The organism is Pseudoalteromonas phenolica, assembly GCF_001444405.1.
Taxonomy (GTDB): Bacteria; Pseudomonadota; Gammaproteobacteria; order Enterobacterales; family Alteromonadaceae; genus Pseudoalteromonas; species Pseudoalteromonas phenolica.
Window position 1 is genome coordinate 3,450,973 of the sequence record NZ_CP013187.1, and the last position, 19,836, is coordinate 3,470,808.

Consider the following 19,836-nt stretch of genomic DNA (forward strand, 5'->3'; position numbering starts at 1 on the left):
TCGTATGATACTGATACCAAGGATGAACACAATGTCACTATTAAGGTATTTAGCGGATGCTTTATTTCCAAGCCATTGCCATCTGTGCCAAAGCCATCTTTCACATGACAAAGGGATCTGCCAGTTTTGTCTCTCAGACTTTCCTTTTATATCGCTGGAACAACCAAACTTACTATTCCAACCAGACATAGCTCGTTTATTTAATTTACCACATTGCCATGGATTAATGGCATGTGCTTGGTATCAAGGCGATCTAAAACGATGGCTGAGTGAATTTAAGTTCACCAAGCAGAGCCATTATCAAACGGCTATCAATGCTGTTATTGCAACTCAACTTGCTCACTTTAAAAGTACATCTACCTTCTCACCCGACATATACATCATTTTACCGCTTCATAAAAACCGCTTTATTTACCGGGGGTTTAACCAAGTCGCACAGACCTGGTTGAGCCATTTGCCTCACACCAAAGTAAGCACCAATACTTTAATTCGCATCAATGCCACTAAAGCGCAAAGTGATTTAAATCTTAAACAGCGAAAGCAAAATGTAAAACGTGCATTTGAAGTGAAGCAAAATTTACAAGGAAAGAAAGTGGCGATCATCGATGATGTGATCACCACAGGGTCGACTATCAACGCTGCTGCAAAAGCATGTTATACAGCAGGCGCTGAAGAAATATGGGCTTATGCCACAGCATTAACGCCCTTGCACAGCCAAAGTGTGACCAAAAAATAATGTGTTTGTTAGTAAGCGGCTACTGCCTTTCCAGAAACCTCTAAACAAGGGGTTATCGATCATACCAACAACACTGCCTTGGCCATAACGGTGGCCTATCAATGCTGCCGTGTTTGCAATTTGAGTAACATTCTCTGTCGCAGCATATCCTGCCAATAAAGGTTTTGGCTGATATTGGCTAACCGTTAGAAATGGTTTGTCGGGCATCTCAAACAGCTGTGTACTGTTTTTAAATAACGGCAGTAATTCACGCTCATAACCAAAACTGAGTGGGTGTGTTAAATCAAGTTTTGACGCAAAAATGGCACCCGCAATACGCTGCTTACCTGATAAAACTTCTCTATCGCCATAGCTTAAGCCTGAAGTATCAAACTGCTCTGCCACTTGATTAGGCGAAATCAATTGTGCGCTCAATAGTTGGTTATCAACTAACCATTTCGCGCCACCTTTGTGGCCCCAGATCACTCCACCTTTACTCACCCATGCAGCAATTTTAGTTTTGGCTTTCTCTGACATATGACGATAACTGCCATGGGCTAAGATAATATGTGTGTATTTAGAAAGATCCGTACGGTGCAATCTATCTTGCTCAATGAGAGTCGGCGCAATACCTAACTGTGTATCTAAATGATACCAAACTTCGCCCACTTCATACTGACTGCTGCCCGCTCCCCCTAGTAGCAAGACTTTCGGTGCTTTAATTGGCCTTAACTGACGAGAGCCTAGATCAACGCCTTCGCTGGTTAAGCCACTTTGAATTGCATGAATTTGTACGCCATAGTCAGCTTGTGCTCGTTGCATGATGGCTACAATGTCAGATTGCTTTTGCACACCTGAAGCAACAACAATACTACCCGCTTTGAATTCTCGATTTCCTAGTGCCGTTTTTGCTTTAAAACCTTTAAGTGCTACACGTGCATCAACCCCTTGCTGTAAAAGTGCATTTAATAGCTTAGGGGCAGCGCTTGGCTGCCAATCAAATGCATAAGCATAACTCTCTTTTACTGCCGGAAAACTTACATCTTCTGACTGCCAAGTTTGCTTAGATACATCTAGCCCCCAGCGGCTAGATACTTGACCAAACTTTAAGTTGTAAGCATGTGGTAATGTCCAACCAGATACATCATAAAACGTATTGTCTTGAAAGTTTGTTTGCTCAGAAAAAATGGCTTTAATTAAACGGAATTGAGCTTGTTTCAGTGGAATATACACATCACCCTGCATGAAGCTTTTATCAGAAGCTTTGATGGCTTTATTTAAGCCATACGCTTTAATTTGATGCTGTGACAACACAGACATAAACTCATTGAAACGTTGTGGATCTTGACCCTTGGCAACGACATAGCCCATAAACTTCTCTTTATCAGCCAAAGTTTCGGCTTGATGGTAGAAGTTATTCTTGTAGTCAATTAATTGCTGCTTGTTTGCCATCGCACCAGCAAAAGTAGACAAGCTAGTTGTAACTTGGTTTTTAATGCTTTGTGCAAACGTCAGCTGACCATTAATGGTCTCTTGGACATGGCCTCGACTACTTGCTTGTTCAAAGAGAATACCCACCGAGCCATTTATATCAGGGTATGTTGAGCCTTTTCCGTAGTAAAAGTCATCAAAGCTTTCTTGTGTAAAATAAAGCTGATTTTGCGCATCTAAAGCTTGCGCATGAAAATCTGCAAGCGCTGTTGTTAACTGGGTATTTTTCTTAGGCGTAAGTGGGTGAGTTCGCGTCGGGATCCCCGGCTGGAAGAAATACGTGCTGTTAGGGCCCATTTCATGAAAGTCTGTTAAGACATGTGGCTGCCATTTATGAAATGCGGCGATTCGAGCACGTGATTCAGGATGTTGTAATAACAGCCAGTCTCGGTTCAAATCGAACATATAATGGTTTGTTCGGCCTGAAGGCCATTGCTCAACATGCTCTCTATGCTGCGGATCTGCAGATAAAGTTTGCCCTCGATTACTATTTGCCCATTGAGCGAAACGAGCCAAACCATCAGGGTTTAAGGCTGGGTCTAGTAACACCACAGAGTTATTTAGCAGTTTCTCTACTGCTTCTCCTTGTGCTGCGGCTAAATAATAAGCAACTAATAAAGCAGCATTACTGCCAGATGATTCGTTGCCATGCACGCTGTACCCCATCCAAATGAAAGCAGGTAAATTTTTCGCTGGCTGCTTTTTAAATATTTGTGCGCGATGCTGCTCACGAAGTTGATCTAACTGGGCAATATTCTCTGGTTGACTAAACTTAAGTAGCAGTAGCGGTCTCTGTTCATGACTAAAACCTATGGTTTCAATACTCACTCTAGGGCTTTTTTCAGCTAACACCCGCATATACTGAACCAATTGGTCATGACGCACATGCCACTGGCCGACTTGATAACCTAATACCTCTTCAGGCTTTGGAATAGTAGGATCAAACTGGACATTCTGTTGGAAGTAATAGGAAACCGGTTTTGCTATTACACTACTTGAGAATAAGTAAGTGCAGCAAAACAATGTGAGTGCGAGGAGCGTGCGCATACTAAAACCTTTTGCTTAAAATTTTAGCAAATAAGCTAACAAGCAAAATCAGATAAGCCAAATTTTTACGTTCAACACTGGCGACAATGCCACCAGCGGAGTATCATAGCCATTAACCGAGTAATTTAGTCAAGTATAGTTCGATTATGATCACAATTTCTGAAACTGCACAAAGTCACTTTGCCAAGCTATTGGCTGATCAAACTGAAGGCACAAACATTCGTGTTTTCGTTGTAAACCCTGGTACTTCTCAAGCTGAATGTGGTGTGTCTTACTGTCCACCTGATGCTGTTGAAGAAACTGATATTCGCCTACCATTTAATGGTTTCGACGCGGTTGTTGATGAAGAAAGCGCACCATATTTAGATGAAGCTGAAATCGATTTCGTAACTGACAAAATGGGCACTCAGTTAACACTTAAAGCGCCTAACGCTAAAGCTAAACGTCTTAAAGATGATGCTTCTTTAGCTGAGCGTGTTGAGCATATGCTAACGACTGAGGTAAACCCACAACTTGCCAATCATGGCGGCCAAGTAAGCCTAGTTGAAATTACAGCTGAAGGTATCGCTGTGGTGCAATTTGGTGGTGGCTGTAATGGTTGTTCAATGATCGATGTAACGTTAAAAGAAGGCATCGAAAAAGAGATGGTTGCTAAGTTCGAAGAAATCACTGGGGTACGTGATATCACAGAGCACCAAGCTGGTGAGCACTCTTACTATTAATTATGTTGAAGCCCATAATTTACCGTCTAGGGCAACAACCTAAACTCAGCCTCAAACGCTTTTTTATCGGTTTGGGGCTGTTTGCTATTGCGGTTGCTTTTATTGCTTGGGGTTATTATCACCAACCCTGGGTGCAAATAATTGGTCTAATATTTCTCGCACCAGCACTATTCTTTGCGGGTTGGGGCTATTTAGGTATCTTTGCTAACCGCTTCTCACAAGTTATTGCAACAATAAACCCTGCCGTTGAATTTGACGATAACGATAAGCCAAAGTAACGCCTCTCAATAACATAAAGCAGCTCATGGCAAACCAAAGACCATGGTTTTCATACTCCAATGTAAGCCAAATAGGCACCATAAACCCAAAAATAGCAGAAAAGAACATGCTATTTCGCATATCTTGAGCTCGGGTTAAGCCGACAAAAATGCCATCGAATATAAAGCACCACATTGCCAATAGCGGTAAAAGAATGAGCCAGAATAGATAAACTTTTGAGGCACTGATGACCTCTGGAATGTTTGTTAAAAGCTTAACGATGCTCAAACCAAACACCGCAAAGACTAAGCTGTAAAGCAACGCAAACAACGCCCCCCAAAACAAACTTAAGTTGACCCAAATTTTCACCTTTGCTTCTGAGCCTTCCCCCTTGGCTTGTCCTACTTTTGCTTCTGCAGCATAAGCAATACCATCTAACGCAAAACTCACCAACATTAAAAAATTTAATAAAACGGCATTGACTGCCAGTGTTGTTTCGCCCAATCGTGCACCATAGAAAGTCATAAAGCTAAAGCAGAGCTGCAATAACAGTGAGCGAATAAAAATATCTCGATTCAGTGATAGCAATGCCAAAAACTGCGCTTTGTTTGGTAGTAACCAACGCCAATGAACTTGGTGCTGTGCCAGTTGCTTTTTAATTAATACAATCGCGACTAGCAGTGCCGTGTAATCTGCAATCACAGATGCCCAAGCAGCGCCTGCCACTTGCCAACCAAAACCAATCACAAACAGCACATCTAAAATAATGTTAGTGATATTTGTAAATAGCAGTAAGTAGAATGGTCCTTTTCCGTATTGCATACCCAGCATAAGACCCAAAAGCACCAAGTTCGTCATCGCAGCAGGTGCACTAAATATTCGAATTTCAAAATAGCTTTTCGCCTGGGCAAAAACATCAGGGGAAGCATTTGATAAGGCTTTTATGCCATCTAATAAGCAAGGAGATAGAAGGATTAATAAAATTGAAAAAGTCCAAGCAATCAATAAACTGGCTAATAACTGCTGTTGTAATCTAGACCAATTTTTTGCTCCATAAGACTGCGCAAGCACACCCGTGGCGCTCATTCTTAGAAAGCTCGCAAGCCAAAATAGCAAAGAAATACTGCCAGATCCTAATGCAATGCCAGCCAGAAAATGAGCTTCAGAAAGATGGCCGATCACAGCCGTATCAACTAACCCTAACAATGGCACAGATATATTTGATAAAATCATCGGACCCGCTAGCAATAGCAGACTTATATGGTACGTTTTATGATTTTTAAATATCTCTTTCATTGTTTTGTTTTCGCTTTGTTATTGTTTTCAAACCCATCACTATCAGCGGTGATTTTACAGTATCACCACGTCAGCGAGAAGTTACCAGCGGTAACATCAGTGAGTGAAGAAACCTTTAAAATTCACTTAACCTATCTTAAAGACAATAACTTTAATGTTATTCACTTGGATAAGTTGCTCAAGCATACACAGCAAGGTAAGACACTGCCTGAAAAAACCGTCGCAATCACTTTTGATGATGGTTACGACAATAACATCGAGCAAGCAGCGCCTATTCTTGAAGCATTTGGCTACCCATATACTATTTTTGTAAACCCTCAGCTTATCGATGAAAACAAATCATATGTGATGACTTGGGACGAGCTTAGAGCCTTGGCAAAACGCGGTGCATTAATTGCGAATCACAGCGCGAAACATGATTATCTGCATTTAAAACAAGACGGTGAATCCCAAGCGCAATGGTTGAAACGCATTCGTGAAGATATCCTATTCTCAGAAAAGCGCATCAAAGAAGAAGTCGGTCATAATGTAAAGTTGCTCGCCTACCCCTATGGTGAGTTCAATAGACCGCTACAAAATCTTGTTAAAGAACTCGGCTTTATTGGTATCGGACAGCACTCTGGTGCGGTGTCAAAATTTACCGACTATACACGTGTTCCTCGATACCCTGCATCGGGCTTTTACAGTAAGTTAGATACCTTAAAAACCAAATTGTATTCACTGCCATTTGCTATCTCGGAACTTAGTTATACTGACTCAGTGACAACCAACCCAACACCCACTATTGAGATAGAGTTTGCCAATAAAGACTTTTATCAATCTCAATTTGCATGTTTTGTGTCAGGTATTGGGCGGGCTGATATTGTCTGGAAAAACGATAAAAGAGTTGTGGTGAAATCTCCAGAGAAGATCAAAAAAGGCCGTACACGTTATAATTGTACAGCCCCTTCTATTAAGCATTCAGGTCAATTTTATTGGTTTTCACAACCTTGGGTACTGCAAACTAACGACTAGTAGATTTAATTAAATGTGCTGCCACACTTTGCAGTGGCAGTACTTTTTGTGCAGCGTTCATCTCCACAGCCGCTTTAGGCATCCCCCACACAACTGAAGTTTGCTCATCTTGCGCCGCAGTTTTAGCACCAGCCTCTAATAACCCAAGCATGCCTCTTGCACCATCACTGCCCATCCCCGTTAATAGGACCGCCGTTACACTTTTTGCAAAAGGTTTTAATGAATCAAATAACACATCCACTGCTGGTTTATGCCTGTTAACAAGTTCGCCATCGTCTAAAACACAGACTTTATTTAATCCTTTGCTAACCACTTTTAAATGTTTATCACCAGGCGCAATATAAACTCGGCCAAACTCCAGAATGTCCCCATCTTCAGCCTCCTTTACATGCATCGCACAGGTTTTATCCATTCTCATTGCAAAAGAGGAGCTAAAAACCGGAGGGATATGCTGAGTGATAACAATAGGCGGCGCATCTTTTGGCATCTGAACTAACACCTCTTTAATCGCCTCAGTGCCACCTGTCGAAGCACCAATTGCGATTATAGAGTTTCGTTCAAATGCTTGCCCTGATGGCAACTGCGCTTTTTGAGCCGCGGCCTCAGATGTACGGTAAGGTCTTAAACGGGCAGTAGCAGCTGTGCGAACCTTTTCTTGTACTGATTCGGCATAATGCTGTAACTGTTCTGCCACATTAACTTTTGGTTTAGCAATAAAGTCAACCGCACCTATTTCGAGTGCCTCTAACGTAATAGGAGACCCTTGTTGCGTTAAAGTGGAAATCATCACCACAGGCATTGGACGAAGGCGCATGAGATTTCTTAAAAAGCTAATACCATCCATTTTTGGCATTTCAATATCTAGCGTGATCACATCAGGGTTAAGAGACTTTATCATTTCTCTTGCTTGGTAAGGATCTTCAGCGCTACCTACCACTGTTAGATCCTTCGCCTGCTGGATCACCTCTGTCAGTATCCCTCGAATTAAAGGTGAGTCATCAACAATTAAAACTTTTATCATGCCAACTCCTAAAACAGCTCAATATCTGTTTGCGCATCTTGTGATTCAATATCATGCAAATAACGTACTTCCCGTCTTTCGATCGTATCGTTATGCATTTCTCTTAACTTCTTAACCTGCGCACGACCAGTTTGTGGATGAAAAACAACTTTGCGTGGCCACGGACCACCAACATCATGAGAAACGAGCTCGAGCCTTTCCTCTTGTATATAAGCATTTGCGAAACGAATGTTGCCGACACCAATATCTGTCATGGAACGAATGATTTTACCACCGCCAAACAGTTTAACTTTTAAGTTGGCTTTTGATGCGCCATTTTTGAGCACCTCATTGATTAGGTATTCCATTGCCCAGTTACCATAACGGCAAGTTAAGTCATCAGCATGAATTTCTTTAATTCCTTTTGCAGCTGGTAGCATAAAGTGATTCATACCACCGACACCCAACTTATCATCGTACACACAAGCAGCGATACATGAGCCTAAAACAGTCGAGATAAGCTCATCATTTTTAGACACATAAAACTCGCCAGGTAGCACTTTGGCGATCACACATCCTCGGCCCGAATCCCAAAACCGTTTGACATGTTCAAACCCTCTGATAACCGGCTTAAATCGATTATCCATACTATACCTTTTGATACATGGTACGGCCTAAATTCTTAAACTCATGGTGCTCTTTACCCATAGTTTCCGAATGACCAATAAATAAATGCCCATCTGCGCCTAGCATTTGGTGATACCCTTTAAACAACTTATCTTTTGTTTCCTTATCAAAATAAATCAGCACATTACGGCAAAAGATCACATCAAAAGGCCCTTTCATTGGCCACTTTTCAAGTAAGTTTAATCTTTTGAAGAATATCAACGACTGCAGATTCTGCTTAACCTTATAAGCATGATTATCTGGGCTTTTTAAAAACCATTTTTTCAAAATATCATCATCAAGCCCGGTTACATTGCCAGCATCGTAAACACCACTTTGAGCTTTTGCTAGAACGTTTGAGTCTAAGTCTGTAGCAAGAATTTTCACATCCCAGTCAGAAGGGAAGCGATTCGCTATTGTCATAGCAATACTATATGGCTCTTCACCTGTAGAGCAGCCAGCAGACCAGATTCGAATTCTTTTAGACGCCTTGTTTCTCTCAATTAGCCTCGGGATGAGTGTATTTGATAAGAACTCAAAATGATGGTTTTCTCTAAAGAATGAGGTGAGATTTGTGGTAATCGCATTGATAAACTGGCTGAACTCATGCTCTTCATTCTCTTCTAAAAAGTTTAAATATGCAGAGAATGAATCCAACTGGTTTGCTCTAATCCGCCTAGCCAACCTAGAATAAACCATTTCCCTCTTATGTGGACCTAAGACAATTCCACATGATCTATACACTTTTTGTGCAATGGTCTGAAAATCCTGTTCAGAAAGTGCAAATTCTCTCATTATTAATCCTATAAACAGGTCACACTTAACCGAGTTATTTTTCTAGAAAGCTACCCTCAGTGTTTGAAAGTGCTCATAGAGCACCTTCAAGACGCCTAATTAAAACTCTTCCCATTCATCAGAGCTATCCGCAAACTGGTTAGCTACAGGGTTTACCGGTGACTTTACAGGTGGCGGAGTCGCAGGGTTAGTGTCTTGCGCAACCACAGGAGTTGAAGCGATTCTAGCCGGAGCCTTATTCGGCTTGGCTTCAGTGAGTATATTCGCTACAGAAGCTGAGTCATCGATCGTAAAGAAGTTAAGTAAACGGCGCATGTCATTGGCTTGTTCCGCCATTGACTCACCTGCAGCTGAAGCTTCTTCAACTAGTGCTGCATTCTGTTGCGTCATTTCATCCATTTGAGTAACGGCTTTATTAACCTGCTCAATGCCAGAGCTTTGCTCGACCGATGCTTCAGCAATATCTGAAATCATATCTGTTACTCGCTTCACTGAAGCAACAATATCTTTCAGTGTTTCACCTGATTCATTCACAAGTAATGTACCATCTTCAACTTTGCTTACACTGTCTCGGATCAAGTCTTTAATTTCTTTTGCAGCACCAGCAGAGCGCTGGGCTAGGTTTCTTACTTCACCCGCAACGACAGCAAAGCCTCGACCTTGCTCTCCCGCTCTAGCAGCCTCAACGGCAGCATTAAGTGCTAATAGATTTGTCTGGAAAGCAATCTCGTCGATCACACCAATAATATCCGCGATCTTTTTACTAGACTCGTTAATCCCCGACATACTTAAAACAGCACGGTTAACAACTTCACCACCTTGCATTGCTTTTGAACTTGTTTCTTCGGCAAGTTCATTTGCCACTTTGGCGTTATCTGCATTCTGGCGAACTGTACTGGTCATTTGCTCCATACTAGAAGCCGTTTCTTCAAGCGACGAAGCTTGCTCTTCTGTTCGTTGACTTAAGTCAGCATTACCTTGCGAGATTTCTTCCGCACCACTTGCCACAAGAGTGGCTGAAGAACTTATGCGGTTAATCACTTCTGTTAATTTATCCGCCGTAACATTCGCATCACGCTTTAACTTATCAAACGAACCATGGTATTCCTGCGTGATTCTTTGCGTGAGATCACCATTTGCTAATGCATCAAGCATTTGTGCTGTGTCTGTCACGGCATCATCGACGATACTAACCAGCTGATTTAATCCTTGAGATAATCTAAGGTAAAAACCTTTTTTATCTGTTTCATCTATTCTTTGAGTCAAATTACCTTCAGACGCTGCACTGACCAAATCTGCAACCTCTTTCTCAATCACAACTTCATTTGTTCTATCATTCCACTCAACGATAGTACCTATTCTTTCATTATCATCGTTGAAAACTGGATTCGCCACCAGGCCAAAGGTTCTTCCCCCAACATTAATTTCTGTTTTGTAAGTAGAACTTAGCTTTTCAAGCATTGCCCTCTGATGTGCAGGGTTTTTATGGAAAACATCGATATTAGCACCCATTAATTTGGATGAATCGAAATTAGGCAAGTCTTTCTTTAAATCATTTTCTGCATTTCGCATCATGCTTACAACAGCATCATTCATATATACGATATTGAATTCAGCATCAGCAATCATGGCATTTGTGGTGACGTTATCGAGCGCACTTTTAACACGAGAGTTATCATTAGCAAGCTTAGTCGCAGCTTCTTCAGCGGCTAGTCGTTGGGTTTTATCATCCCATTCAACCACTGTACCAACCTTATTACCTTGCTCGTCGTAAACAGGAGTTGCGATTAACCCAAAAGTAAAACCTGCAACATTAATATCTGTTTTATAGGTTTCCGTTAATGCATTCAACATGTTTCTTTGGTGCGCTGGGTTAGCATGGAAAACATCAATGTTTTCACCAATTAAATTATGTGCATCAAAGTTAGGTAAAGCGGTTCGTAACTGCTCTTGGTTATTGCTTAACATTTCAAGTACTGAGTGGTTTGCAAAGACAATATTGAGGTCTGTATCAGCCAACATAACATTTGCTTGGCAAACATCCAAAGCACTGGTAATTCTAGCATTATGTGCAGCAGATATTTGCTTTTCTTTTTCGAAGGCAATTTGCTCCGTAAGGTCTTTCCATTCAACGAGTGTTGCGATGCGCTGTTGTTCAGAATCAAAAACAGGAGTAGCTATCAAATCAAATGTTAGACCAGCAACAGTGATCTGTGTTTTATAAACAGTTCTTAAGCCCGCAAGTAAACCTCGTTGATGGCTTGGGTCTTTGTGAAAAACATCTATATTTTGACCAATTAAAGAGGCTACATTGAAGTTGGGTAGATCTCTTTGTAACTTGTGTTCATTGGCTTTAAGCATTAGTGTTACAGAGTCATTTAAGTAACTTATATTCAAGTCTGCATCAGCAATCATAATATTTGCCTGGCATACCTGAAGTGCGCTAATCATGCTTTCAATGTGCTGAGCATCCTCAGCCTGTTTTGCATCAGTATCGCCTGAAGCCAACAAATCACGTAATTGTGGATAGGTATCTAAATCTAATCTTTGTGTAGCCTCTTCATCTTTAAATTTTAAGAAGCTCAGCGCATTATCCACTGTATCTAACTGCTCTGCATAAGCACTAAAACTTTGCTTTAAATAAAAGATGACTGCGAGGGTGATGACAAAAGGTAAAGCCATCCCTATCGCATTTTCTCCACTCAATGGTACACCTAAAATTCGCAGTGCTATTGCAATTGACGCCACAATGACCACTGCAGCTATTAGAAGCTTATTGGTTATTTCACTTTGAACGTTTCTACCACTCATGTTGACTCTACCCGTGCTTATTTTTTACTCTAAGTTTAAAACGCTTTCCAAATTAAGAAGAACGACCATTTTCTCCCCAACATTAACCAATCCGTGAACAAACTCTGCATTGTCTGAATCTTGAAAATCAGGCACATCTTTCGCCTGCTCCTCCGAAATGCTGTATACATCTGAAACTGCATCAACCACGATCCCCATCACTTTATTCTGGTCATTTATTTCTACTGCAACAACAATAACGACAGTAAGTGGACCATACTCATTATCTTCAATTCCAAACCTTAATCTTAGATCAATAATTGGAACTATAGTGCCACGTAAATTAATAGCACCTTTTACAAAACTTGGTGAGTTTGGGATCGCAGTGACATCTTCCCAACCTCGGATCTCCTGCACGGCCAAAATATTCATGCCGTACTCTTCATCTGCCATCATAAATGTCAGGTATTGATTCTCATCATGTTGGCCTTCTAGAATCAATTGTTGATTATGCTCTGCCTGCTCAGACATTTATGCTGCTCCTACTGCTTTTTGTTCGACTATCAGATCTTGAGAACCCGGCCTTTTTAAGCCACTCAATTTAATTAGGCCACTGATATCAATAATCAAAGACACTCTGCCATCACCCAAGATGGTCGCGCCTGAGATACCATCCACTTTCTGGTAATTCGCCTCAAGGCTTTTTATTACTACTTGCTGTTGAGCAAGTAAATCATCAACCAGCAAGCCAACTTTGTGGTTGTCACTCTCAACAACAACAAGCAGTGTTTTATCTAGTTCTTCGATGGCGCCATCGTGATTAAAAATATCGTACAGACGGAGAATGGGAATATACTCATCACGCAGTCTGAGTACATCGAGATCTTTACCTACTCGACTGACTTTGCTGATGTCTATCTGTAATGACTCAACAATCGAAATGAGAGGTATAATGTAGGTATGCTGAGCTACTTTAACTAACTGCCCATCTAAAATAGCCAAGGTGAGAGGTAAACGGATAGTGAAAGTTGAACCAACGCCTGGGGCAGACGATACTTCAACAGAACCATTCAAGGCTTGAATATTTCTCCTAACAACATCCATGCCTACACCTCGGCCTGAAATATCACTCACTTCATCAGCAGTGGAGAAGCCTGGCATAAAAATGAGTTCATTAATTTCATCTGGCGAAAGTTCATCAGTTTCTTGAATTAGGCCATTTGCAATAGCTTTACTTCTGATCTTTTCTGTATTCAAGCCCTGCCCATCATCCATTATCTCTATAACAATGTTGCCGCCTTGATGGAAAGCATTCAGAGTAACAGTACCAACAGGGCCTTTACCCGCCGCTACACGCTGCTCAGGGGTTTCTAACCCATGATCTAAAGAGTTTCTTACAAGGTGAACCATAGGATCAGAAATCTTCTCCATTACAGTTTTATCAAGCTCGGTTTGTTCACCTAATAATTTCAGTTCAACTTGCTTATTAAGCTTTTGTGATGTGTCTCTTACTAATCGTGGGAATCGACTAAACACGAAGCTAATCGGCAGCATGCGGATCCGCATGACATTTTCTTGTAGATCTCTAGTATTATGCGCAAGTTGCGCTAACCCCTCTTGTAAAGCTGTGATCGTTGACTCGGTTATGTCTTGCTCGCCAATCTGGCTTAACATTGCCTGTGTAATCACAAGCTCACCCACCATATTGATTAAGGAATCAACCTTATCTATGCCAACTCGGATAGATGTTGCTGATGATTCAGAAGACTTCTTGGGTTCAGCTTTTTTTGCAACCGTTGGATTTGGTGTGGTAGGGGTAGAAGTAGAAGTATTTGTTTCAGCTGCCGGGCTTTCGATGTTACTTACTGTAGCTGAAGGTGCGGGGTTCATCATGCCCTCATCTTCTGCCGCCTCAGTTTCAAATAACCCACCGCATAAAACAATATCTATATCAGCATCATCTTCAACCCATTCAAATATTTCAGAAATTGCAGACTCTGACTTTGATGTCGTTAAGAAGAAACGCCATGCTAAGAAGCACTCTTCGGCAATGAGAGAGTCAATGTCAGGTATTGCATCATAGAAAACTTGAGTTTCTAACTCACCTAACTCGGCAAGCTCTGAAATCATATAAAGAGGTTCATTACCTGTTTTAAATAAATGCGGGTGTGGCTTAAAGTCTATCTGGTATGTATTTTCACTAAGCGCTTCAGAAATCTCAGGGTTGTCTGAATCAGTATCTTCGGATAGTCCCAAAATAACTTCAAAGCGCTTTCTAATTTCATCCGCTTCTGCTAAGTCAGGTTCTTGTTCTGCTTGCAAAGCGGCCAACATTCCTCTCAGACAATCAACAGATTTTAGTAACAAGTTAACATGCTCAGAAGTTAAAGCACGTTGACCATCCCTAATTTGATCCAATAAAGTTTCTAAAACATGCGTGAAATCAGATACCGAGGTGAAGCCGAAAGTACCACTCCCCCCCTTTATCGAATGTGCAGCACGAAAAATAGTATTGATGGTTTCCATGTCCTCATTGCCGGGCTCCAAATTTAAGAGCTCTGCTTCCATGGCATCTAACCCTTCGAGACTCTCTTCAAAAAAGACTTCGAAAAACTGACTTAAATCAATACTCATAGTGACATCCTAGCTTAACGAATTACTTTTTTTAGAACAGCTAGTAACTGATCTGGATTAAAAGGTTTGACGATCCAACCTGTTGCCCCAGCAGCTTTGCCCTCTGTTTTTTTATCTAAACCTGACTCTGTTGTAAGCATAAGTAACGGCGTGAACTTATAGCTAGGTAGTGTTCTTAATTCTTTTATGAGCGTAATACCATCCATAACAGGCATGTTGACATCGGAGATCACAGCATCAAAGCTTTGTTGCTTAGCAATACCTAAAGCCTCACTGCCATCCTTTGCTTCAACCACTTCAAAACCTGCTTTCTTTAAAGTAAAGCCAACCATTTGTCGCATAGATGCTGAATCATCCACTGCCAAAATCTTTTTCATAATGACCTCTTATTTCACGCCGGTAGGGCGAGTAATTCTGTTAAACCAAGCTCATCAACCGCTTTACTAAGCGACTGACTTTCACCATGCCAACGAATTCCATTGTTAATATCAAGGAGATGTTTTTGCAAAGCACATAAAACTTGAATGGATGCTGTATCTACACGTGTCACATCCGACACATCAATACTGACATCATGCTCAGCATGAAGTACTTGCAATACCTGTTGATGAAACTCTTCAACATGACTTATTGTGAGTTCTGAGGGAAGCTTTAACATGCGCTATGCGCTCTCCTTGTGTAAATTTTATATTTTTAGCTTAGACCCAGTTAGCAGAAATGCCATAAAAGTTATTAAGTAAAAGCTAAAAATAATTAGGATGTTAGCTCGGTTTATAAAGTAAACACAAAGCCATCCCAGTTTATCCAAGCACTCTAATGCACGATAGCATTAAAATCTTTTATTACTTGCGCTGTATCAATTAATGGCACTTCATTTGCGGCAAACTTGGCCTTGAAAATACCACTTAAATTTCCCTGCGGATTTATCAGTGCAACAGAGGCACTGTGGTCCACATAATACTCATCTTCCTTACTGTTATTGATCGCATATATCAAACCAATATTTCTAACGAAAGGAAATAACTCCGCATGCTCTGCTGATACTGCCTTAAAGTCAGAATTGAAATAGTCTATGTATGCTTTGCGCTTTTGCTTAATATCTCTATTAGGATCGACCGAAACAAACCAAACTTTAACATTATGTTGTTCTGCTAACTCGGCATGTACCTCGGTAAGCTTTGCTAGGGTCATAGGACAAATGTCAGGACAACTTGTGTATCCCAAAAAAATCAATGTCCATTGTTCCTGCAAATCCTGCTTTGTGACTGCATTGCCATATTGGTCTTGCAAGCTGAAATCATTGATTTCTTTTGCTTGTTTATAGTGAATAGCATGCTCTGAAACTGGCACATTTCTATCACACCCTAACAATAATAAAGCTAGCAAAAACAATATGTAGCGCATCAAAGGATCCACCTATCAATAAATAGCGACATAAAGAGTAGCAGTAAATAAGTAATTGAAAAATGAAAAAGTGCCATAGCAGCTTCATCTGAACGTTTTCTATACAGAACAAAGCTTTTATATAAAAAAATACTGTTAAGTATAAGTACACAAAGCAAGTAAAAACTGCCTGACATAGTGACTAAGTAAGGTAACAAACAAACCACAAATAAAAGTACAGAATAAATGACAATGAAGAAGCGCGTAAATTCATTGCCATGTGTCACAGGCAACATAGGAATGTCAGCCCGTTTGTAGTCATTTCTTCTAGCAATTGCTAAAGCCCAAAAGTGCGGAGGCGTCCAGATAAATATGATCATAACCAACAGCCAAGCTTGCACGTCTAACTGACCTGTCTCGCTGATCCATCCCAGCAGAGGAGGCATTGCCCCTGCCAATCCTCCTATTACTATGTTTTGTGGCGTCGCTCTTTTTAAGAACATAGTGTACACCACCGCATAGCCAACTAAAGCGCCTAAAGTCATAAATAGGGTTAAGGTATTGCTCCAATAAAATAGCGCTAAACTACCAGCGAAACCGATAAGTGCAGCAAATCCTAACGCTTGTTTCACACTTAGCTGCGTTTGCGCAAGCGGTCTATGACGTGTTCTTGCCATCTTTTTATCGATTTCACGATCTACAACATGATTTATCGCCGCAGCCGATGCTGACAATAACCCTATACCTAACAAGCTCATACTTTGCTCAAAAAGCGTTCTATTCATGTCCGGCGCGAGCATTAAACCAACCCAAGCGGTAATAACTAGCATCACAACCACTTTTAGCTTACAAATCCCAAAGTATGCAGATAAATTAACTGACTGGATCAGTGCTTCTGGCTTTAAGGTAAGACTTTTCATACTGCCTCCTCAATACTTTTAAACGTCAGTAAAAACCACATAAACAAGCTAATAATGAGTAAGCATGCAGCCATAAGGTTGTGAAAAAGCGTGATTAAGATAGGAAATTGCAAATGGACAATCAATGCCCCTAAAAATAACTGTAGGATTAAGCCGACAATAAGTAAACTTGCCGTATTCTTTAAGAGTTTTTCCTTACTGTTAGTCAACACATACCATGCCCAGTAGCCTAGTGTCAGCACAGTTATGATCGCCCACACTCGATGAATCATATGTATGGATAGACGAGTTTCAAATGGCAATACACCGTATTCATAGTTCAGTTCCCCTATCGGTAGATGAAATAAACTTTCCACAGAAAATAAATGAATATTCTCACAAATAGGCAACCCAACGCAGTGTGGTGCCGCATAATTAGCAGCGACCCAGCCGCCTAATGCGATTTGTAACACCAAGACAATCAAGCTAACTTCTGACAATTTAGCCGGGATCTTTGGAGAAGAAACTAGAAAACGCTTTTCAGGTGTAAATAAATAGAAACAATGCATTGAAAGCAGTGCCAGAATAGTAAACCCACCGAGTAAGTGTCCCATCACTATAAAGGGCTGCAGGTTCATTGTTACTGTCAGCATGCCTAATTTACCTTGCAGCAGAATTAACACAAACAAGGCAATAGTTAACTCTTTGGGTACTTTCTCAACTCGCTTTCTGAGCGCAAAATATAAAAGCGCAATTACAAGCAAACCTAGAGAAGTTGCAAAGTAACGATGGATCATTTCAATCCAAGCTTTAAAAGGTTCAACTGTACTGCCTGGAAAGGCATTGGCTGCCGCTTGTAATTCATCAGCAGAGTTTGGCACTGTTAAAAAGCCATAACATCCTGGCCAGTCTGGACAACCTAGCCCTGCATTACTTAATCGTGTATAGGCGCCTAATGCGACAACACAAAAAGTAACAAACGTACTAATTACTGTGAGGTATATATATTTCTTATTCATTATTCCTCCTAGCTACTGCGCGCATAATTGAGTAGTTTTTTTAGATCCGATAACAATCCTTTATGTAACACTCTACTTTTTTGATCGCTTTCTTCGTATGGATAAGCAAGTACAACTAAACCATGATGATCAACAAGATAAAGCCATCCAGCTTGCAACTCTGGTAGTGCAGGATACTGAGTCATGTTATTACTTTCCGCCTCACCAAAAATCACGAGACTTACTTTGTGCTGTTTTTTGCCCAGAGCTTGATACACATTTTGTAAACGTTGATTTTGTTGAGTACAAATCAATCCACAGTCAACCGGCGCTGATAGTCCGATACTCCAAAGCGTATTATCATTTACCTGCCAATTAGGGACTTGTATATCATTGCTAAGCAGGTGTCCTTTATTCGTTGTGTTATCAGGAAGCCAGTTTGTCTGAATTGCTGCATAAGCTAAAATAAATGGCGTAATACAGCAGATAACAAACATCCACATAGGTTTAAGCTTCATTTGGCACCTCTGTTCTTGTTGCTTTGAATGCGATGAAAGCCGCTGCGACTGCAATTAAAAACCACTGCAATGCATAGGCATGATGTTTTTCGGGACTCATTACGACCGGCTGATAGTGGGGTTCAGCAATGACTGCTGAGTCAGGTAATTGATACAAAATAGCAGGGTAAATATCTTTACCTGTTAAATTTGATAAGTACAAATGGTCTATAAACTGTAACCGCTTTGAGTGAACTTCAAGCGCTGACTTTGCCAAAGTAAAGTGATCTAAATGGCGGCTTTTTATTACTAAATTTAAGTTTTGAATTTCGTCAAAGGAGAGTGTTTCAGGCTGCCCCCGGCCTTGAAGCGGTATAAACCCTAAATTAACCAATAGATACTTCTCTAAACCCGCAACTTTAAAAAGAGAAATAACATCAACACCAACACGTCCATCTACAACTCTATTGTCTAAAAACCAGGTGTATTGTTGTTCTATTCTTCCCATTAAAGAAACTGCTTGCCCATGCAGCCTTTCAATAGGCTGGTTTTGCAATGCCCGAATAAACTCAAACGATGTCAACTCAACTTGACTAAACTCATCAAGTTGAAGCTGCTTTTCTTTTGCTCTAGAAAACTGCCAGTAAGACAAACCTAGACACGTTGTCACAACCGTGATGCATACTAGCCAAATGATTATAGCTTGCCATGGCAGCGCTTTGATTAAAGCCATATAAGTCCCTCATTTCGCACCTATAAAACGTAAACGAAAACAAATAAACACACCCACACAACATCGACAAAATGCCAATACCAAGCTGCGGCTTGAAAAGCGAAATGTTTATCTTCAGAGAAATGTCCTTTTGCCACTCTTATTAATACAATCGTTAATAAAATTGCGCCTATGGTGACATGCATGCCATGAAACCCAGTTAAAAGATAAAAGGTATTGCCATAGATACCTGACTGCAGCGTCAAGTTGAGCGCTTCATATGCATGAACGTACTCTTGAGCTTGTAGTGCTAAGAATATAAATCCAAGTACTACAGTAACAAACAAGAAGATCGTAAGCGGTTGGCGTTTATTAGACTCCATTGCTTTGTGTGAAAAATGTAGAGTAACTGAAGAAGTTAATAGAATAACAGTATTAATAAGTGGCAAACCATACCATGGCATACTCTGTGTTACATCACCGGCAGGTGTTGTAAGTAGCGGCCACATTGCTTCAAAATTAGGCCACAAGACTTCATTCGTCATCTGGTTATTACTCGCTCCCCCTAACCAAGGTACAGAAAACACCCTTGCGTAAAGCAAAGCACCAAAAAATGCAAAAAAGAACATCACCTCAGAAAAAATAAACCAACTCATACCTTGCTTGAATGAACGATCCATTTGTGCTGAATACAAGCCTTTATCTGACTCTTGGATAACATGCTTAAACCACCCAAAAAGCATATAAAGTAGTATCAATACACCTAAACCTAATACGATAACACCACTTAAATCTTCACTTCCTAATTGCATGACCGTCAGGCCCGCCCCAACAGCAATAAAGAACATAGCCACAGCACCAATAATTGGCCAAGGGCTTTGGGCGGGCACATAATAACTTTGAGATTGCATAATTCCTC

The 19,836-nt window shown here is 40.8% G+C and carries 20 protein-coding genes; 4 read left to right on the forward strand and 16 right to left on the reverse strand.

Translation table 11 applies throughout. The annotated features are described in order from the left end of the window. The first annotated feature begins 31 nt into the window (after positions 1–31). On the forward strand, positions 32–736 hold the full coding sequence (locus PP2015_RS15505; protein WP_169792728.1) for a ComF family protein: 705 nt from the start codon (positions 32–34) through the stop codon (positions 734–736). Here the strand turns inward: PP2015_RS15505 and PP2015_RS15510 are convergent. Further along, entirely contained in the window at positions 698–3,253 is a 2,556-nt protein-coding gene (locus tag PP2015_RS15510; protein ID WP_058031169.1) for a M14 metallopeptidase family protein, read from the reverse strand. The two genes, PP2015_RS15505 and PP2015_RS15510, sit on opposite strands and share 39 nt — an antisense overlap. Before the next feature lie 146 nt (positions 3,254–3,399). On the opposite strand from PP2015_RS15510, the gene nfuA reads away from it, so the two are divergent. Both nfuA and PP2015_RS15520 read left to right on the forward strand, forming a co-directional pair. Then, positions 3,400–3,975, forward strand: a complete 576-nt coding sequence (nfuA, locus tag PP2015_RS15515) for a Fe-S biogenesis protein NfuA (RefSeq protein WP_058031170.1) — start codon at positions 3,400–3,402, stop codon at positions 3,973–3,975. A gap of 2 nt (positions 3,976–3,977) precedes the next feature. Continuing rightward, positions 3,978–4,253, forward strand: a complete 276-nt coding sequence (locus tag PP2015_RS15520; protein WP_058031171.1) for a hypothetical protein — start codon at positions 3,978–3,980, stop codon at positions 4,251–4,253. Here the strand turns inward: PP2015_RS15520 and PP2015_RS15525 are convergent. Next, the gene (locus PP2015_RS15525) at positions 4,198–5,529 is read right to left on the reverse strand and encodes an MATE family efflux transporter (protein ID WP_171041667.1); all 1,332 of its coding nucleotides are present in this window, start codon (positions 5,527–5,529) and stop codon (positions 4,198–4,200) included. The two genes, PP2015_RS15520 and PP2015_RS15525, sit on opposite strands and share 56 nt — an antisense overlap. On the opposite strand from PP2015_RS15525, the gene PP2015_RS15530 reads away from it, so the two are divergent. Continuing rightward, positions 5,506–6,543 carry a polysaccharide deacetylase family protein gene (locus tag PP2015_RS15530; RefSeq protein ID WP_227009224.1) on the forward strand — a complete coding sequence of 346 codons (1,038 nt, stop codon included), beginning with the start codon at positions 5,506–5,508 and terminating at the stop codon, positions 6,541–6,543. The two genes, PP2015_RS15525 and PP2015_RS15530, sit on opposite strands and share 24 nt — an antisense overlap. Here the strand turns inward: PP2015_RS15530 and PP2015_RS15535 are convergent. From PP2015_RS15535 to PP2015_RS15600, 14 genes are all read right to left on the reverse strand, one after another. Continuing rightward, positions 6,533–7,564 carry a protein-glutamate methylesterase/protein-glutamine glutaminase gene (locus tag PP2015_RS15535; protein WP_058031174.1) on the reverse strand — a complete coding sequence of 344 codons (1,032 nt, stop codon included), beginning with the start codon at positions 7,562–7,564 and terminating at the stop codon, positions 6,533–6,535. The genes PP2015_RS15530 and PP2015_RS15535 overlap by 11 nt on opposite strands. A gap of 8 nt (positions 7,565–7,572) precedes the next feature. After that, positions 7,573–8,190, reverse strand: a complete 618-nt coding sequence (gene cheD, locus PP2015_RS15540; protein WP_058031175.1) for a chemoreceptor glutamine deamidase CheD — start codon at positions 8,188–8,190, stop codon at positions 7,573–7,575. Between the two features lies 1 nt (position 8,191). Continuing rightward, positions 8,192–9,004 (reverse strand): CheR family methyltransferase, encoded by an 813-nt coding sequence (locus PP2015_RS15545; RefSeq protein ID WP_058031176.1) that lies wholly within the window; start codon positions 9,002–9,004, stop codon positions 8,192–8,194. 99 nt (positions 9,005–9,103) lie between these two features. Then, positions 9,104–11,815 carry a methyl-accepting chemotaxis protein gene (locus PP2015_RS15550; RefSeq protein WP_058031177.1) on the reverse strand — a complete coding sequence of 904 codons (2,712 nt, stop codon included), beginning with the start codon at positions 11,813–11,815 and terminating at the stop codon, positions 9,104–9,106. Positions 11,816–11,839: 24 nt separating this feature from the next. Beyond that, positions 11,840–12,325, reverse strand: a complete 486-nt coding sequence (locus PP2015_RS15555) for a chemotaxis protein CheW (RefSeq protein WP_058031178.1) — start codon at positions 12,323–12,325, stop codon at positions 11,840–11,842. Then, positions 12,326–14,428, reverse strand: a complete 2,103-nt coding sequence (locus PP2015_RS15560; protein WP_058031179.1) for a chemotaxis protein CheA — start codon at positions 14,426–14,428, stop codon at positions 12,326–12,328. It lies immediately after the preceding gene. A gap of 14 nt (positions 14,429–14,442) precedes the next feature. Beyond that, entirely contained in the window at positions 14,443–14,805 is a 363-nt protein-coding gene (locus tag PP2015_RS15565) for a response regulator (protein ID WP_058031180.1), read from the reverse strand. Between the two features lie 14 nt (positions 14,806–14,819). Beyond that, the gene (locus PP2015_RS15570) at positions 14,820–15,086 is read right to left on the reverse strand and encodes an STAS domain-containing protein (protein ID WP_058031181.1); all 267 of its coding nucleotides are present in this window, start codon (positions 15,084–15,086) and stop codon (positions 14,820–14,822) included. Positions 15,087–15,241: 155 nt separating this feature from the next. After that, entirely contained in the window at positions 15,242–15,832 is a 591-nt protein-coding gene (locus tag PP2015_RS15575) for an SCO family protein (protein WP_171041666.1), read from the reverse strand. Next, on the reverse strand, positions 15,832–16,731 hold the full coding sequence (gene cyoE, locus PP2015_RS15580; protein WP_058031183.1) for a heme o synthase: 900 nt from the start codon (positions 16,729–16,731) through the stop codon (positions 15,832–15,834). Before cyoE ends, PP2015_RS15575 begins: the two co-directional genes overlap by 1 nt. Then, positions 16,728–17,729: a COX15/CtaA family protein gene (locus tag PP2015_RS15585; RefSeq protein WP_058031184.1), complete on the reverse strand. Its 1,002-nt coding sequence runs from the start codon at positions 17,727–17,729 to the stop codon at positions 16,728–16,730. The genes cyoE and PP2015_RS15585 overlap by 4 nt, the downstream gene beginning before the upstream one ends. 8 nt (positions 17,730–17,737) lie before the next feature. Then, on the reverse strand, positions 17,738–18,226 hold the full coding sequence (locus PP2015_RS15590) for a hypothetical protein (RefSeq protein WP_058031185.1): 489 nt from the start codon (positions 18,224–18,226) through the stop codon (positions 17,738–17,740). After that, positions 18,216–18,938 carry an SURF1 family protein gene (locus tag PP2015_RS15595; protein WP_058031186.1) on the reverse strand — a complete coding sequence of 241 codons (723 nt, stop codon included), beginning with the start codon at positions 18,936–18,938 and terminating at the stop codon, positions 18,216–18,218. The genes PP2015_RS15590 and PP2015_RS15595 overlap by 11 nt, the downstream gene beginning before the upstream one ends. A gap of 20 nt (positions 18,939–18,958) precedes the next feature. Then, positions 18,959–19,828, reverse strand: a complete 870-nt coding sequence (locus PP2015_RS15600) for a cytochrome c oxidase subunit 3 (protein WP_058031187.1) — start codon at positions 19,826–19,828, stop codon at positions 18,959–18,961. Positions 19,829–19,836 lie beyond the last annotated feature (8 nt).

Coding starts and splice junctions, on each gene's coding strand:
- PP2015_RS15505 (WP_169792728.1), top strand. CDS start 32: ATGTCACTATTAAGGTATTTAGCGGATGCTTTATTTCCAAGCCATTGC.
- PP2015_RS15530 (WP_227009224.1), top strand. CDS start 5,506: ATGATTTTTAAATATCTCTTTCATTGTTTTGTTTTCGCTTTGTTATTG.
- cyoE (WP_058031183.1), bottom strand. CDS start 16,731: ATGAAAAGTCTTACCTTAAAGCCAGAAGCACTGATCCAGTCAGTTAAT.
- PP2015_RS15545 (WP_058031176.1), bottom strand. CDS start 9,004: ATGAGAGAATTTGCACTTTCTGAACAGGATTTTCAGACCATTGCACAA.
- PP2015_RS15565 (WP_058031180.1), bottom strand. CDS start 14,805: ATGAAAAAGATTTTGGCAGTGGATGATTCAGCATCTATGCGACAAATG.
- PP2015_RS15585 (WP_058031184.1), bottom strand. CDS start 17,729: ATGAATAAGAAATATATATACCTCACAGTAATTAGTACGTTTGTTACT.
- PP2015_RS15550 (WP_058031177.1), bottom strand. CDS start 11,815: ATGAGTGGTAGAAACGTTCAAAGTGAAATAACCAATAAGCTTCTAATA.
- PP2015_RS15535 (WP_058031174.1), bottom strand. CDS start 7,564: ATGATAAAAGTTTTAATTGTTGATGACTCACCTTTAATTCGAGGGATA.
- PP2015_RS15600 (WP_058031187.1), bottom strand. CDS start 19,828: ATGCAATCTCAAAGTTATTATGTGCCCGCCCAAAGCCCTTGGCCAATT.
- cheD (WP_058031175.1), bottom strand. CDS start 8,190: ATGGATAATCGATTTAAGCCGGTTATCAGAGGGTTTGAACATGTCAAA.
- PP2015_RS15595 (WP_058031186.1), bottom strand. CDS start 18,938: ATGGCTTTAATCAAAGCGCTGCCATGGCAAGCTATAATCATTTGGCTA.
- PP2015_RS15520 (WP_058031171.1), top strand. CDS start 3,978: ATGTTGAAGCCCATAATTTACCGTCTAGGGCAACAACCTAAACTCAGC.
- PP2015_RS15525 (WP_171041667.1), bottom strand. CDS start 5,529: ATGAAAGAGATATTTAAAAATCATAAAACGTACCATATAAGTCTGCTA.
- PP2015_RS15555 (WP_058031178.1), bottom strand. CDS start 12,325: ATGTCTGAGCAGGCAGAGCATAATCAACAATTGATTCTAGAAGGCCAA.
- PP2015_RS15575 (WP_171041666.1), bottom strand. CDS start 15,832: ATGCGCTACATATTGTTTTTGCTAGCTTTATTATTGTTAGGGTGTGAT.
- PP2015_RS15590 (WP_058031185.1), bottom strand. CDS start 18,226: ATGAAGCTTAAACCTATGTGGATGTTTGTTATCTGCTGTATTACGCCA.
- PP2015_RS15560 (WP_058031179.1), bottom strand. CDS start 14,428: ATGAGTATTGATTTAAGTCAGTTTTTCGAAGTCTTTTTTGAAGAGAGT.
- PP2015_RS15510 (WP_058031169.1), bottom strand. CDS start 3,253: ATGCGCACGCTCCTCGCACTCACATTGTTTTGCTGCACTTACTTATTC.
- PP2015_RS15570 (WP_058031181.1), bottom strand. CDS start 15,086: ATGTTAAAGCTTCCCTCAGAACTCACAATAAGTCATGTTGAAGAGTTT.
- nfuA (WP_058031170.1), top strand. CDS start 3,400: ATGATCACAATTTCTGAAACTGCACAAAGTCACTTTGCCAAGCTATTG.